This window comes from Kosakonia beeri (genome assembly GCF_054165705.1).
Window position 1 is genome coordinate 621,345 of the sequence record NZ_CM135106.1, and the last position, 14,225, is coordinate 635,569.

At 54.5% G+C, this 14,225-nt stretch carries 13 protein-coding genes and 1 other RNA gene; 8 read left to right on the forward strand and 6 right to left on the reverse strand.

Annotation, left to right across the window (positions count from 1 at the left end):
- Positions 1-39: 39 nt before the first annotated feature.
- Positions 40-1,077 (forward strand): permease, encoded by a 1,038-nt coding sequence (locus ACUY4S_RS03095; protein WP_458022855.1) that lies wholly within the window; start codon positions 40-42, stop codon positions 1,075-1,077.
- A 44-nt stretch (positions 1,078-1,121) separates the two neighbouring features.
- Here the strand turns inward: ACUY4S_RS03095 and dolP are convergent, their stop codons facing one another.
- Genes dolP through ACUY4S_RS03115 form a run of 4 tightly spaced genes read right to left on the reverse strand, consistent with a single transcriptional unit; the run spans position 1,122 to position 4,787 of the window.
- Positions 1,122-1,697, reverse strand: coding sequence for a division/outer membrane stress-associated lipid-binding lipoprotein (gene dolP, locus ACUY4S_RS03100; RefSeq protein WP_458022856.1), 576 nt, complete (start codon positions 1,695-1,697; stop codon positions 1,122-1,124).
- A 9-nt stretch (positions 1,698-1,706) separates the two neighbouring features.
- Positions 1,707-2,297: a DnaA initiator-associating protein DiaA gene (gene diaA, locus ACUY4S_RS03105; protein ID WP_040016590.1), complete on the reverse strand. Its 591-nt coding sequence runs from the start codon at positions 2,295-2,297 to the stop codon at positions 1,707-1,709.
- Positions 2,298-2,319: 22 nt separating this feature from the next.
- Entirely contained in the window at positions 2,320-2,715 is a 396-nt protein-coding gene (locus ACUY4S_RS03110; RefSeq protein WP_312691260.1) for a YraN family protein, read from the reverse strand.
- Entirely contained in the window at positions 2,673-4,787 is a 2,115-nt protein-coding gene (locus ACUY4S_RS03115; RefSeq protein WP_458022857.1) for a penicillin-binding protein activator, read from the reverse strand. Before ACUY4S_RS03115 ends, ACUY4S_RS03110 begins: the two co-directional genes overlap by 43 nt.
- A 62-nt stretch (positions 4,788-4,849) precedes the next feature.
- On the opposite strand from ACUY4S_RS03115, the gene rsmI reads away from it, so the two are divergent.
- Positions 4,850-5,713, forward strand: a complete 864-nt coding sequence (gene rsmI, locus ACUY4S_RS03120; protein WP_312691262.1) for a 16S rRNA (cytidine(1402)-2'-O)-methyltransferase — start codon at positions 4,850-4,852, stop codon at positions 5,711-5,713.
- Between the two features lie 63 nt (positions 5,714-5,776).
- Here the strand turns inward: rsmI and garD are convergent, their stop codons facing one another.
- Positions 5,777-7,348 carry a galactarate dehydratase gene (garD, locus tag ACUY4S_RS03125; protein ID WP_312691263.1) on the reverse strand — a complete coding sequence of 524 codons (1,572 nt, stop codon included), beginning with the start codon at positions 7,346-7,348 and terminating at the stop codon, positions 5,777-5,779.
- A 427-nt stretch (positions 7,349-7,775) separates the two neighbouring features.
- Between garD and ACUY4S_RS03130 the strand changes: the two genes are divergently transcribed.
- From ACUY4S_RS03130 to ACUY4S_RS03155, 6 genes are all read left to right on the forward strand, one after another.
- The gene (locus ACUY4S_RS03130) at positions 7,776-9,110 is read left to right on the forward strand and encodes an MFS transporter (RefSeq protein WP_458022858.1); all 1,335 of its coding nucleotides are present in this window, start codon (positions 7,776-7,778) and stop codon (positions 9,108-9,110) included.
- A 25-nt stretch (positions 9,111-9,135) separates the two neighbouring features.
- Entirely contained in the window at positions 9,136-9,906 is a 771-nt protein-coding gene (gene garL, locus ACUY4S_RS03135) for a 2-dehydro-3-deoxyglucarate aldolase (protein ID WP_020455394.1), read from the forward strand.
- 33 nt (positions 9,907-9,939) lie between these two features.
- Positions 9,940-10,830, forward strand: coding sequence for a 2-hydroxy-3-oxopropionate reductase (garR, locus tag ACUY4S_RS03140; protein WP_458022859.1), 891 nt, complete (start codon positions 9,940-9,942; stop codon positions 10,828-10,830).
- Between the two features lie 128 nt (positions 10,831-10,958).
- On the forward strand, positions 10,959-12,104 hold the full coding sequence (garK, locus tag ACUY4S_RS03145) for a glycerate 2-kinase (protein WP_312691266.1): 1,146 nt from the start codon (positions 10,959-10,961) through the stop codon (positions 12,102-12,104).
- Between the two features lie 32 nt (positions 12,105-12,136).
- An RNA gene (gene rnpB, locus ACUY4S_RS03150) (RNase P RNA component class A) lies at positions 12,137-12,516 on the forward strand.
- Between the two features lie 575 nt (positions 12,517-13,091).
- Positions 13,092-13,847, forward strand: coding sequence for a glutamine amidotransferase (locus tag ACUY4S_RS03155; RefSeq protein ID WP_458022560.1), 756 nt, complete (start codon positions 13,092-13,094; stop codon positions 13,845-13,847).
- Here the strand turns inward: ACUY4S_RS03155 and ACUY4S_RS03160 are convergent.
- Positions 13,827-14,219 carry a nuclear transport factor 2 family protein gene (locus ACUY4S_RS03160; protein WP_312690916.1) on the reverse strand — a complete coding sequence of 131 codons (393 nt, stop codon included), beginning with the start codon at positions 14,217-14,219 and terminating at the stop codon, positions 13,827-13,829. The two genes, ACUY4S_RS03155 and ACUY4S_RS03160, sit on opposite strands and share 21 nt — an antisense overlap.
- Between the last annotated feature and the right edge of the window lie 6 nt (positions 14,220-14,225).

The window sequence follows — 14,225 nt, forward strand, 5'->3', positions numbered from 1 at the left end:
ATTCGCAGGCTTAAAATTCCATTATCCCCGGTGAATGTTATGACTGGTCAGTCTTCATCTCAGGCGGCACCCCGTTTTCAGTGGTGGAAACCCGCACTGTTCTTTCTTGTTGTTATTGTTGGTCTTTGGTACGTGAAATGGCAGCCTTATTATGGCAAAGCCTTCACTGCTGCCGAAACACACAGCATAGGTAAATCCATTCTTGCCCAGGCGGATGCCAGCCCTATAAAAGCGGCGATCGATTACGCCATGGTCTATTTTCTCGCTGTCTGGAAAGCCGCCGTGCTTGGCGTGCTGCTTGGTTCATTGATTCAGGTGTTGATCCCGCGCGACTGGTTACTCAGAACGCTGGGGCAGCAACGTTTTAGCGGCACGCTGTTCGGCACTCTGTTCGCGTTGCCGGGCATGATGTGCTCCTGCTGTGCAGCGCCTGTGGCTGCAGGAATGCGCCGTCAGCGCGTTTCAATGGGCGGTGCGCTGGCATTCTGGATGGGGAACCCGCTGCTTAACCCGGCCACGCTAGTATTTATGGGCTTTGTGCTCGGCTGGCATTTTGCCGTCATTCGCCTGGTGGCGGGGCTGGTGACGGTAACGGGCGTGGCGATGCTGGTGCAGGCGCTGGTGAAAGAGAACCCGCAGCAGGCAGACGCAATCGATATTACCTTGCCGGAACCGCAGGGCAGCTTTATGGCGCGCTGGGCTAGGGCGCTGTGGCAGCTGTTCTGGAGCACCATTCCGGTGTATATCCTGGCCGTGCTGGTGCTGGGGGCTGCGCGCGTCTGGTTATTCCCACATGCAGAGGGGGCTATTGATAACACCTTACTGTGGGTGATTGCGATGGCGATTGTGGGTTGTCTGTTCGTGATCCCGACGGCGGCGGAAATTCCCATCGTGCAGACTATGATGCTGGCCGGTATGGGCATGGCGCCCGCGCTGGCGTTGTTAATCACTCTGCCAGCGGTCAGCCTGCCGTCACTGATCATGCTGCGTAAGTCATTTCCGGCAAAAGCCCTTTGGCTGACAGCGCTGCTGGTGGCGTTATGTGGAGTGATCACCGGCGCGATTGCGTTGTGGTGATAAAACAGAAAAGTGTTAGCCCGGCCAGTGCGCCGGGCTTTTTATTACTTGAGGATCGTAAAGGCTGTCGTGACGTGTTTTACACCGCTAACGCGGCTGGCGATATCTGCCGCCGCACGGCCTTCACGCTCGGTGACCAGCCCCATCAGGAACACTTCGCCGTTCTCGGTGGTGACTTTCACGTTGGAGGATTTTACCTGATCGCTGCCCAGCAACTGGGAACGTACTTTTGTCGTTATCCAGGTATCTGTGGAGGCCGTGCCCAGACCAATCGGCTGGCCCTGACGGATCTCGTTGAACACTTCGACCGTGCCTTCTACGCCAACGGCAATTTGTTTCGCCCGCGAGGAGAGATCGGTCGTCGGCGCCTGGCCGGTTAACAGGACTTTACCCTGATAGGCGGTGACATTCACACGCGCTTCTTTCTTGATCTGTTCGTCTTTCGACAACGCGCTGTTTACGCGCAATTCCAGTGTACTGTCGTCGACCTGAGTGCCAACAGTACGGGGATCTGTTGCGGCTTTGGTGCCCACGGCTGCGGAACCAACCACCACTGCGCCAACACAACCCTGTAACAGCAGCGCGGAAATAAGGACTGCGAGGGGCGTAATTGCCTTCATGTGTACTCCTTAATCATCCTGGTGAGGAAAAAGCGTGTTATCAATCAGATCGCATAAGCAATTTACCGTCAGCATGTGCATTTCCTGGATGCGTGCGCTGCGGTGGGAAGGAATACGAATTTCGACATCCTGCGGCCCCAGCAGACCCGCCAGCTCACCACCGTCATAGCCCGTCAGCGCGATAATAGACATGTCACGCGTCACCGCTGCTTCCACGGCTTTCACGATATCGCGACTGTTGCCCCGCGTAGAAATGGCGAGCAGAATATCGCCCGTATGGCCGAGTGCGCGAACCTGCTTGGCATAAATCTCATCATGCAGACGATCGTTTGCGATCGCGGTTAAGACCACATTATCGGTATTAAGTGCAATGGCAGGTAAACTGGGACGTTCTGTTTCAAAACGGTTGATCATGCTGGCAGCAAAATGCTGTGCGTTGGCGGCGGAGGTACCATTACCACAACAGAGGATTTTGTTGCCGTTCAGCAGGGAGTGAACCATTGTCATGGCGGCACGTGAAATTGCATCAGGCAGGGCTTCTGCCGCCGCAATTTGAGTTTGAATGCTTTCCGTAAAGCAGACTTTAATTCGTTCGAGCACGGTAATCCCTATAATTCAGCAATTATGAGTGGTCATTAAACGCGTTTTGTATCCACTCAACCTCATTTCCGGTGAAGGCTACCACATCAAACCGGCAATCCACAGTATCAAAACTCCCATTGTGCCGGGCCAGCCACAAACGGGCGGTGTGCAGCAGTTTCACTTGCTTGGCATGGGTAACGCTACTTAATGCGCCACCGAAATTGGCCGACTTGCGATAACGTACTTCGATAAAGACGGTGCAGTGACGGTGACGCATGATCAAATCGATTTCGCCGCCGCGCTCATGCACATTGGCGGCGATAAATTGCAGTCCTTTGCTCTCCAGCCAGCGACGCGCTTTGGCTTCCCACGCATCGCCGGTCTGTTTGCGGCTTAGTTTGCCGGGACGATTTGCCCCTGCTGGTATTTGAGCCATGACAACTTCCTGTTGATCACGCAATCCTGATTCGCGGTTAAATCGCCCGTGTTGCCGTTGAGTTCAAACCCAGGCACCTGACGCATTTGGGTAAAGTTATTCGCCAGTGACCAGGCATCCGCACCCATGGCATACAGCCGCGCCAGCGAGTAATCGTTATTTACGCTTTTCAGCGCCTGCTGCATGAGCGACGGATTAGCGCCCGCCAGCATCGGAATGTCGTTAAACTGCAACCCTTCCATTTCGAGGCGGAAGTCCGGGCCAGCACCGCCCTGAGCGCTGCGCGAGCTGGCATAGAGCATGACGCCGCTCTGGCTGCCGGTGCGCATGGTGATCATCGGTTTGATCAGCGCAATTTCATCCTGCGTGGCCACAATATAGGCTGCGTCAACATTGCCGCCACTGGTGATTTGCGCATCGCTCGGGGCCGCCGGAATGTTCAGACCACCAATGGTCACGCCCTGCTGTTTCGGCAGACTGGCAACAACCGGACTGCCGGTCATGGCAATACCTGAGCCGCTGTTGATGCCCATGCGCAGCTCGGCGGTAGAGCCAAATTTTTGCGCCAGCACTACACCGCCGCCCAGTTTTTGCCACTCCTGCGCAAAGGCGTTGCTGATACGATCGCCCAGCGCGCTGCGCGGGATAAGGAGCAGCGGCGTATGGCGCCCCTGTTCATGGATATGACGTGCGGCATCACGTGCTTCATCTTCAGGCGACAGCGCGAAGTAACAGATGTTGGCCCGGTTCTCGATGTTTTCTGGCTGATTAAGCGCCAGCACATTCAGCGTGGTGTGGCTGCGCATCAGTTCTTCTACGTGGTTTTTCAACAGCGGCCCGACCACAATGCTGGCACCATCCTGCTGCACCTGGTTAAGGATCTGATCCATCGGCTGTGAACTGGTGTCATAGACTTTCAGCTCCGCAGACGGGTTGGCAGGCGTTGCGGCCACTGCCGGTGCGGCGACAGGTTGAGCAACATTGGCCTCTGCTGGCTGGGCGGTGTTATCGGTCCCGGCTTCATCAGACGTTGCTGCTGCCGTTTGCGCTGCGCTATCCGGTGCCTGTGCCTGTTGTGCATCCGGCGCGGCGGCAGTCTGTTGAGCGGACGGATTTGTTAAATCGCTCACGCTGGTTTGCGATGGGCTGACCACCGTGCTGGCGGCCTGGGCTACCTGTTGCGGTACGGCCGGACCCGATACCGGGGATGCGCCATTTTTCGCGGCTTCAAAACCTTGCTGAATCGCACGGCCAAACACCGCTGCCTGACCGTTTAACGGCAGTAAAAGCGCGACTTTGTTTGTTGAGGCCGGTTTGAAATTCTGCAAATTTGCCAGCTGCGTAGGCAGCATTTTCGCGCCCGGGTTCTGCGGGTAGCGGGTCTGCCAGTCGGCGATCCCGGCTTTCAGCATGGTCGGATCGTTGCGATTGTCGAACCAGACACGCTGTAAATCGAGCCATCCCTGCAGGGTGACTTCATCAGCATTGATCACAAAGGTTTTCGCCTGGTCCTGGGTAATGGAGGACAGCGCTTGCCAGGTCGCATCAATATTTTTCTGTTTCAGGTCTGCTGCCGTTAACAGCGGCTCTTGTGCAACCAGCGCTCGCAGCAGTGTCAATGAGGGTTTACCTTGTGCGGCAGTGATGCCAATCTGCCAGTAACGTGCTTGCTGGTTTTGCTCGAGGTCAGCAGGATCGATCTTACCCAGCAGCGCCTGGGCGCCGGCAAAATCCTGCTGCGCCAGTTTCATTTCAGCAGCCAGTAGTGCGTACTCTTTACGCTGATTGTCGTTCAAATCCTGCGGCAGTTGCGCGAACAGCTCGCTTGCCTGCTGGGTTTTCCCCTCTTTCAGCAGTGCACGAATGGCGAGTAATTGCCAGTTGGTCTTGCTATCATCTGTGCTTTGCTGCATCTGCTGCAGGTAAAAACTGGAGTCAGCCTGCGCCGAGCCCTGCATATGTGTGCTGCTCTGGTCGGTAGACTGTGTGCCGCAGCCAGCAAACAGCAGGGCGGCCAGCACCACAGGCAGGCAGCGTGTGGCTTTCGAACGTAGATATCTTGACGGTAGCATACTGTATCCAGTGATATTTTTTACGCAATGCTCAATATTAAATCGGCAATACGGATGAAACAATGAAACAACACGAATCGGCGGAGAATTCTCAAGGTCAGCTCTATATTGTACCCACTCCTATCGGGAATTTGGCTGATATTACGCAACGTGCGCTGACTGTGTTGCAAGCCGTTGATTTAATAGCAGCGGAAGACACCCGTCACACCGGTTTACTGCTCCAGCACTTTGCCATTAATGCCCGGTTGTTTGCGTTGCACGATCACAATGAGCAACAAAAAGCCGAAACGCTGGTGGCCAAACTGCGGGAGGGGCAGAACATTGCGCTTGTCTCTGATGCCGGCACGCCGTTGATTAACGATCCTGGTTACCATCTGGTGCGTACCTGCCGCGAGGCCGGAATTCGCGTTGTGCCGCTGCCCGGTCCTTGCGCGGCGATTGCGGCGCTCAGTGCCGCCGGTTTACCGTCGGACCGTTTCTGCTATGAAGGTTTTCTGCCTGCAAAATCTAAAGGTCGCCGCGACACGCTAAAAGCGCTGGAAACCGAAAGCCGCACGCTGATTTTTTATGAATCAACCCACCGTTTGCTGGAAAGTCTGGAAGATATGGTCGCCGTCTGGGGCGAATCCCGGTATGTGGTGCTGGCGCGAGAACTGACCAAAACCTGGGAAACCATTCAGGGTTTGCCGGTTGGCGAACTGCTGGCCTGGGTCAAAGAAGACGAAAACCGCCGTAAAGGTGAAATGGTGCTGATCGTCGAGGGCCACAAAGCGCAGGAGGACGAACTGCCCGCCGATGCGTTGCGTACCCTGGCGTTGCTACAAGCGGAGCTGCCGTTGAAAAAAGCAGCGGCACTGGCCGCAGAAATCCACGGCGTGAAGAAAAATGCGCTGTATAAGTACGCGCTGGATAAACAAGAGCAGTAATGCGCAAAAAAAAAGCATGGCCGGAGCCATGCTTAACGTGAGGTTTACTGCTTTCTTATAAAATCAGGTCACCGGAGCCGGGTTAAACACCGCCAGCTGGTTGTGAAGGCCCCATTGATCGGAGAAGGTTTTCTTCCGACCGCTGGCCACATCAAGGATAAAGTGGAACAACTTCCAGCCTACATCCTCAATCGTTTCTTCACCTGTGGCGATGGTACCGGCGTTGATATCCATCAGATCAAACCAACGGTTTGCCAGTTCAGTACGGGTCGCCATTTTGATAACCGGTACGGCAACCAGACCGTAAGGCGTACCGCGACCGGTGGTGAACACCTGAACGGTAATGCCGGAAGCCACCTGCTGCGTACCACAAACAAAATCGCTCGCCGGCGTTGCAGCGTAAATCAGACCGCGTTTGGTCGGACGCTGGCCCGGAGAGAGCACTTCCGAAATGGCGCTCTTACCGGATTTGGCAATAGAACCCAGCGCTTTTTCCACCACGTTTGCCAGGCCGCCTTTTTTGTTCCCCGGCGACGGGTTGGCGCTGCGGTCGGTCTGGCCCATGTCCAGGTAATTGTCGTACCAGGCCATCTCTTCCAGCAGGCGTTTGCCCACTTCTTCGTTGATGGCACGCGGGGTCAGCAGGTGGATCGCATCGCGAACTTCCGTGACTTCAGAGAACATTACTGTGCCGCCGCAGCGAATAATCAGGTCAGAGGCATACCCCACTGCCGGGTTTGCCGTGACGCCGGAAAAGGCGTCACTACCGCCACACTGCATTCCTACCACCAGTTCAGAGGCCGGGCAGGTTTCGCGTTTACGCTGATTGAGCTTCGCCAGATGGCGCTCAGCAACCTGCAGAATATCATCGACCATCGAGCGGAAACCCACATGGTGCTCATCCTGCAGACGCACAATGCTGGCGCTGTCCACCGGGATCGCCTGCACATCTTCCGTGCCTTGCAGCAGGCGCTCCGGTTGTAATTTTTCACACCCCAGGCCAATCACCATCACTTCGCCGCCGAAGTTCGGGTTAAGGGAAATATTGTGAATGGTGCGGATCGGGATCACCGCTGCCGGCGCGTTGATCGCCACGCCGCAGCCGTAGAGGTGGTTCAGGCCGACTACGCCATCAACGTTAGGGTATTTTGGCAGCAGGTCGCGTTCGATGATCTTCACGACGTAATCCACTACGCCGGCAACGCAATGGACGCTGGTGGTAATGCCGAGCAGATTTTTGGTACCGACACTGCCGTCTGCATTGCGGTAACCTTCGAAGGTGTAACCTTCCAGCGGCGGCAGCGGCTCAGGTACTTTGGTGGCCAGCGGCAAGGTATTCAACGGCGGTGCTTTTGGCAGCTCGACCATCGATTCATCAATCCAGCTACCGCGTGGGATATCGCGCACGGCGTAACCAATGACTTCACCATAACGCACGATTTCGCCCTGATGCGGAATATCGACAAGGGCGACTTTATGGCCCTGTGGAATGTGCTCAACCAGCTCGAGACCGTCCGGAAAACGCGTCCCCGCTTTTAAGCCATTGTCATTAACGATGATAGCGACATTATCAGTGTCGTGTACTTTAATATAAAACGCCCCAGGCGATTGCTGTCTAATTTCAATGTCGGACATTGTTAAGTAATCTCCAGCTAACTGTACGATGCATTACTCAATAAGAGGAACCAATTCTTTATTCTGGAATTAACATCAGAAATAAAAAGTGTGTATCTTGTTTGCTGAAATAAGAATGTCAGGAGTTCAAATATTAAAATGTGATCTAAATCACCTAATGCCGCGATTCGCCAGCTGTCGGGGCTGGTTAATGCAAGATATGTGCATTAGCGCCCAGACTTATGTGCATATGCTTAAAATAATCTTCCCGCAAAATACTAAAATTGAGCAATTCAACAGTGTACGACCTCACTACGCCGATTATACTGAGGGCTATAAAGTCGAATTACCAATTATCTGATATTAAGTTCCGAGTGTTTAAATAAAAGAAAATAGTAAATCTCGCGATAATTATATTCTAAAATTAGCGGTGCCCGAGGAAATTAAAATGGCTATTGAAAATACCGTTGAGGTTAAACGGAACTTCCCCACACGTTATTTGATTCTGTTAATAATATTTATTGTAACCGCAGTTAACTACGCTGACCGTGCCACCCTTTCGATTGCCGGAACGGATGTTGCCAAAGAGCTGCAGCTTGATTCTGTGTCGATGGGCTACATTTTTTCAGCGTTCGGCTGGGCCTATCTGCTGATGCAAATCCCTGGTGGCTGGTTGCTGGACCGCTTCGGCTCGAAAAAAGTTTATACCTACAGTTTGTTTTTCTGGTCGCTGTTCACGTTCTTGCAAGGCTTTGTCGACGTCTTCCCGATTGCCTGGGCTGGCGTGTCGATGTTTTTCATGCGCTTTATGCTGGGCTTCTCTGAAGCGCCATCCTTCCCGGCGAACGCCCGTATCGTGGCGGCATGGTTCCCGGCGAAAGAGCGTGGTACCGCGTCGGCAATTTTTAACTCTGCACAATACTTCTCGCTCGCGCTGTTCTCACCGTTATTGGGCTGGCTAACGTTTGCCTGGGGCTGGGAACATGTATTTACCGTTATGGGCGCGATCGGTTTTGTACTGACTTTCGCCTGGGTTAAGTTTGTTCATAATCCGACCGACCATCCTCGTATGACCCGCGAAGAGCTGGAGTACATCGAGAAGAATGGCGCAGTCGTGGATATGGATCACAAGAAAACCGACGACAGCAAAAAAGCCGGTCCGAAAATGGATTACATCAAGCAGTTGCTGTGCAACCGCATGATGCTCGGCGTGTTCTTCGGGCAATATTTCCTGAATACCATTACCTGGTTCTTCCTGACGTGGTTCCCTATTTATCTGGTGCAGGAAAAGGGCATGTCGATTTTGAAGGTCGGGTTTGTCGCATCCATTCCGGCGCTTTGCGGCTTTGCGGGTGGCGTGCTGGGCGGGTTGTTCTCCGATTATCTCATCAAACGTGGCTCAACCCTGACGGTTGCGCGTAAATTCCCTATCGTGGTGGGAATGTTACTGGCGTCCAGCATCATTCTCTGTAACTACACCGATAGCACCCCGCTGGTTGTGGCCCTGATGGCGCTCGCATTCTTCGGTAAAGGGTTTGGCGCTTTGGGGTGGCCGGTTATCTCCGACGTCGCGCCAAAAGAGATTGTCGGACTGTGCGGCGGTGTATTCAACGTATTCGGTAACGTGGCGTCTATCGTAACGCCGCTGGTCATCGGGTACATGGTTAAAGAGTTGCATTCTTTCAACGGTGCACTGGTGTTCGTCGGCTGTTCAGCGCTGATGATGATGGTTAGCTACCTGTTCGTGGTTGGCGACATCAAACGTATGGAACTGAAGAAATAAGCAACAACTCATTAAGGTACAAAAGATGAATAACGATATCTTCCCAAACAAATTCAAGGCTGCGCTGGCAGCCCAACAGATTCAAATTGGTTGTTGGTCTGCGCTGGGTAGTCATATCAGCACTGAAGTTCTGGGGCTAGCGGGCTTTGACTGGCTGCTTCTGGACGGCGAACACGCCCCTAACGACGTGCTCACTTTTGTACCGCAATTAATGGCGTTGAAAGGCAGCGTCAGCGCACCGGTAGTACGCGTACCCACTAACGATCCGGTGATTATCAAACGCCTGCTGGATATTGGGTTTTACAACTTTCTGATCCCGTTTGTCGAAACAGAAGAAGAAGCTGTGAATGCGGTAGCTGCAACGCGGTATCCGCCGGAAGGCATTCGCGGCGTTTCGGTTTCTCACCGCGCCAATATGTTTGGCACCGTACCAGATTACTTCCGCCAGTCTAACGCCAACATCACCATTCTGGTGCAGATCGAAAGCCAGGCGGGCGTGGACAACCTGGACGCCATTCTCGCGACCGATGGGGTAGACGGTGTGTTTGTTGGTCCAAGCGATCTGGCCGCGACCCTGGGGTATATCGGCAATGCCGCACACCCGGAGGTCCAGCGTACCATTCAACACATTTTTGCCCGCGCCAAAGCGCACAACAAACCGAGCGGCATTCTGGCGCCGGTGGAAGCGGACGCGCGTCGTTACCTCGAATGGGGAGCGACTGTGGTGGCCGTCGGCAGCGATTTGGGCGTGTTCCGTTCGGCTACGCAGAAACTGGCCGACACCTTTAAAAAATAACCAAACCACCATTAAACAGAGAGAGACGCAATTATGACGATGAAAGTTGGTTTCATTGGCCTGGGCATCATGGGTAAACCAATGAGTAAAAACCTCATTAAAGCAGGTTACTCACTGGTGGTCGTGGACCGTAACCAGGACGCCGTTGCTGAAGTGATTGCTGCAGGTGCCGAAGCGGCTACCAGCGCGAAAGCCGTAGCCGAACAGTGTGATGTGATCATCACCATGTTGCCGAACTCCCCGCATGTAAAAGACGTGGCGTTGGGTGAAGGCGGCATTATTGAGGGCGCAAAGGCGGGCACTGTACTGATCGACATGAGCTCTATTGCGCCGCTGGCAAGCCGTGAAATCAGCGAAGCACTGAAAGCCAAAGGCATTGAAATGCTGGACGCCCCGGTCAGCGGCGGCGAACCGAAAGCTATCGACGGCACCCTGTCTGTGATGGTTGGCGGCGAAAAAGCGATTTTCGATAAATATTACGATCTGCTGAAAGCCATGGCCGGCTCGGTGGTGCACACCGGTGATATCGGCGCAGGTAACGTAACCAAGCTGGCGAACCAGGTGATCGTTGCGCTGAACATTGCTGCTATGTCTGAAGCACTGACGCTGGCGACCAAAGCGGGTGTGAACCCGGATCTGGTATTCCAGGCGATTCGTGGCGGCCTGGCGGGCAGCACCGTGCTGGAAGCAAAAGCACCGATGGTGATGGATCGTAACTTCAAGCCGGGTTTCCGTATCGATCTGCATATTAAAGATCTGGCTAACGCACTGGATACCTCTCATGGCGTGGGCGCACAACTGCCGCTGACGGCGGCTGTGATGGAAATGATGCAAGCACTGCGTGCGGATGGCCTGGGCAATGCCGACCACAGCGCACTTGCGTGCTATTACGAGAAACTGGCGAAAATCGAAGTTTCCCGTTAACAAGAAGGGCGCAGACCTGCGCCCTTGATTTCTCTTTATTAACATCTTTCAGGCTGCTGGCGGGCTTCCTGTTGCCTGAGCCTGAAGGATGAAGTGGCCAGTCGCGCGGCACTTTCAGGCTGACAATTATGAAAATCGTAATCGCCCCAGACTCTTATAAAGAAAGCCTTTCTGCTACCGAAGTAGCTCAGGCGATAGAAAAAGGATTTCGGGAAATTTTTCCCGATGCTCAGTACGTTTCCGTTCCGGTCGCGGACGGCGGTGAAGGGACGGTTGAAGCCATGATTGCCGCCACACAAGGCACTGTTCACAAGGCGCACGTTGTCGGCCCGCTGGGAGAAAATGTCGAAGCGTGCTGGGGGATGTCCGGCGACGGTAAAACAGCCTTTATTGAAATGGCCGCAGCAAGTGGACTGGCGCTTGTTCCGCCTGAATTACGTAACCCTTTGATTACCACTTCGCGCGGCACCGGGGAGCTTATTTTGCATGCGCTGGAGCACGGGGCGACAAATATCATCATTGGGATTGGCGGCAGCGCCACCAATGACGGCGGTGCGGGTATGGTTCAGGCGCTGGGCGCTAAGCTGACCGATGCTAACGGTACGGAAATCGGCTACGGCGGCGGCAGCCTGATAAGCCTGAATACGATTGATATTTCCGGGTTGGATCCGCGGCTGCAACACTGCACTCTTCGTGTCGCGTGCGACGTGACAAACCCGCTAACAGGCGAAAAAGGTGCCTCGCGTATTTTTGGACCACAAAAAGGCGCAACGGAAACGGTGATCGTTGAACTGGATCGTAACCTCGGCCACTTTGCCGATGTGATCAAAAAATGTCTGCACGTCGACGTGAAAAATGTTCCGGGTTCCGGTGCCGCAGGCGGCATGGGGGCCGCGTTGATGGCATTTTTAGGGGCTGAACTGCGCAGCGGCGTTGAAATTGTGACTCAGGCGCTAAACCTCGAAGAACATATTCATGATTGCACGCTGGTGGTCACTGGCGAAGGCCGTATCGACAGTCAGAGCGTTCACGGTAAGGTGCCCGTCGGTGTGGCGCAGGTGGCAAAAAAGTATCACAAACCGGTTATCGGCATTGCGGGCAGCCTGACCAGTGATGTGGGTGTGGTGCATCAATATGGTATTGATGCGGTGTTCAGTGTGCTCACCAGCATCGGTACGCTGGAAGAAGCGTTTCGCGGAGCGTTTGACAATATTTATCGCGCGTCGCGCAATATCGCGGCCACCTTGCAGGTAGGAATGTTGACGGAAGGGTGACAGTCGCGCGCAAACCCTCTATACTGCGCGCCGAAGCTGACCAGACAGTCGCCGCTTCGTTGCAGTCCTCCTTCGGGGGAGACGAACGGAGGGGAGGAAAGTCCGGGCTCCATAGGGCAGGGTGCCAGGTAACGCCTGGGAGGCGCAAGCCTACGACCAGTGCAACAGAGAGCAAACCGCCGATGGCCCGCGCAAGCGGGATCAGGTAAGGGTGAAAGGGTGCGGTAAGAGCGCACCGCGCGTCTGGCAACAGTTCGCGGCACGGTAAACTCCACCCGGAGCAAGGCCAAATAGGGGTTCATAAGGTACGGCCCGTACTGAACCCGGGTAGGCTGCTTGAGCCAGTGAGCGATTGCTGGCCTAGATGAATGACTGTCCACGACAGAACCCGGCTTATCGGTCAGTTTCGACTTTTCAGGTAAAAACCCGCTTCGGCGGGTTTTTGCTTTTGTGCACCCGGGCAGATGAATGGCTGTCCACTCCGTTTTCTGTGAAAGAACGCGGCTCACCGGTCAGTGTCGACTTTTCAGGTAAAAACCCGCTTCGGCGGGTTTTTGCTTTTGTGCACCCGGGCAGATGAATGGCTGTCCACTCCGTTTTCTGTGAAAGAACGCGGCTTATCGGTCAGTTTCGACTTTTCAGGTAAAAACCCGCTTCGGCGGGTTTTTGCTTTTGTGCACCCGGGCAGATGAATGGCTGTCCACTCCGTTTTCTGTGAAAGAACGCGGCTCACCGGTCAGTGTCGACTTTTCAGGTAAAAACCCGCTTCGGCGGGTTTTTGCTTTTGTGCGCCCGGGCAGATGAATGACTGTCCACTCCGTTTTCTGTGAAAGAACGCGGCTCACCGGTCCAGAAGGACGCAGTGCTAAGAACGTGACGCTTTTTCAGCAGTATTAGGTCTAACCTTATAAATAAATAGCTACGCGGACAGTGGGCGAAAAGCGCTACTCTTTGGTTAACACTATCACCGCGGGAGTCGTTGCCGTAATGGATCAAAAACCCTTAATCATTATCCAGGTGGGGACTGCCCCAGAACCGCTACGTGAAGCGCATGGCGATATCCCGCACTGGTTCTGCCAGGCAATCGGGTGTTCGTCCGATGAAGTCGATGTTGTACGCGTATTCGAAGGGGAAACGCTGCCGCGGCCGGATGCCCGCCGGGCCGCGATCATCACTGGCTCCTGGGCAATGGTTTCCGACCGGTTGCCCTGGAGCGAGAAAACGGCGGAATGGATCCGCGATGCCGTGGCGATAGAAATGTCGCTGTTTGGCGTCTGCTATGGTCACCAGTTAATGGCGTGGGCTCTCGGTGGCAATGTGGAATATCATCCGCAGGGGCGCGAAGCCGGCACGAAAACTGTCAGGCTGAATGCCGCAGCGGCAAACGACCCGTTGCTTAGTCATCTGCCGGAGACGTTCCCTGCGCACCTTACGCACCGGCAAACCGTTACCCGCTTGCCACAAGGCGCTGCGGTACTGGCCTCTTCTCTGCATGATAATCACCAGATCGTCCGCTATGGACCTCATGCTGTCTCTGTGCAATTCCACCCGGAAATGACCCCGGAAATTGCCAGTGACCTGCTGCGTTTGAATCGTGCCAATATCGAAAAAGAGGGCATCGACGCCGACAGCTTAGTGGCTGGCGTACTTCCCGCCCCCGGTGCGGCAGAGATCCTCCGCCGCTTCGTACAGACATTTACCGACCGTAACCAGGCCGCGCGGTCAACGAATGTGAGCCAGTGAACGATCTTCTGCTGCGCCTTGTATTAATCGCGTCAGCTCCTCACAGCGGATAATCATCCCGTCCTGTAGCGTAAAATGCGCCAGGACGTCGACATGTGATACCTCACCTCCTTTCTTACTCACCGCCACCCGGTGGTGGGTTAGCACCTCCTGGTTTGCATGGGCTATGGCGATAATGGTTATCTCCATAGCGTGTGTCAGTTGCTTAAGCCGGGCCATATGTTCAACAAAACCGCGTAAGTCCAGCGATTCCCCGTCTACATATTGTTGATACTCCGGCGAAAAGAATTCGTGGATTCTGGCTTCGTTATGTTCAGGGTGGCAGACGATGGTCTGTAAAGCCTGTACGACGTGTTGAATAGCCGCTGACATGGGTTT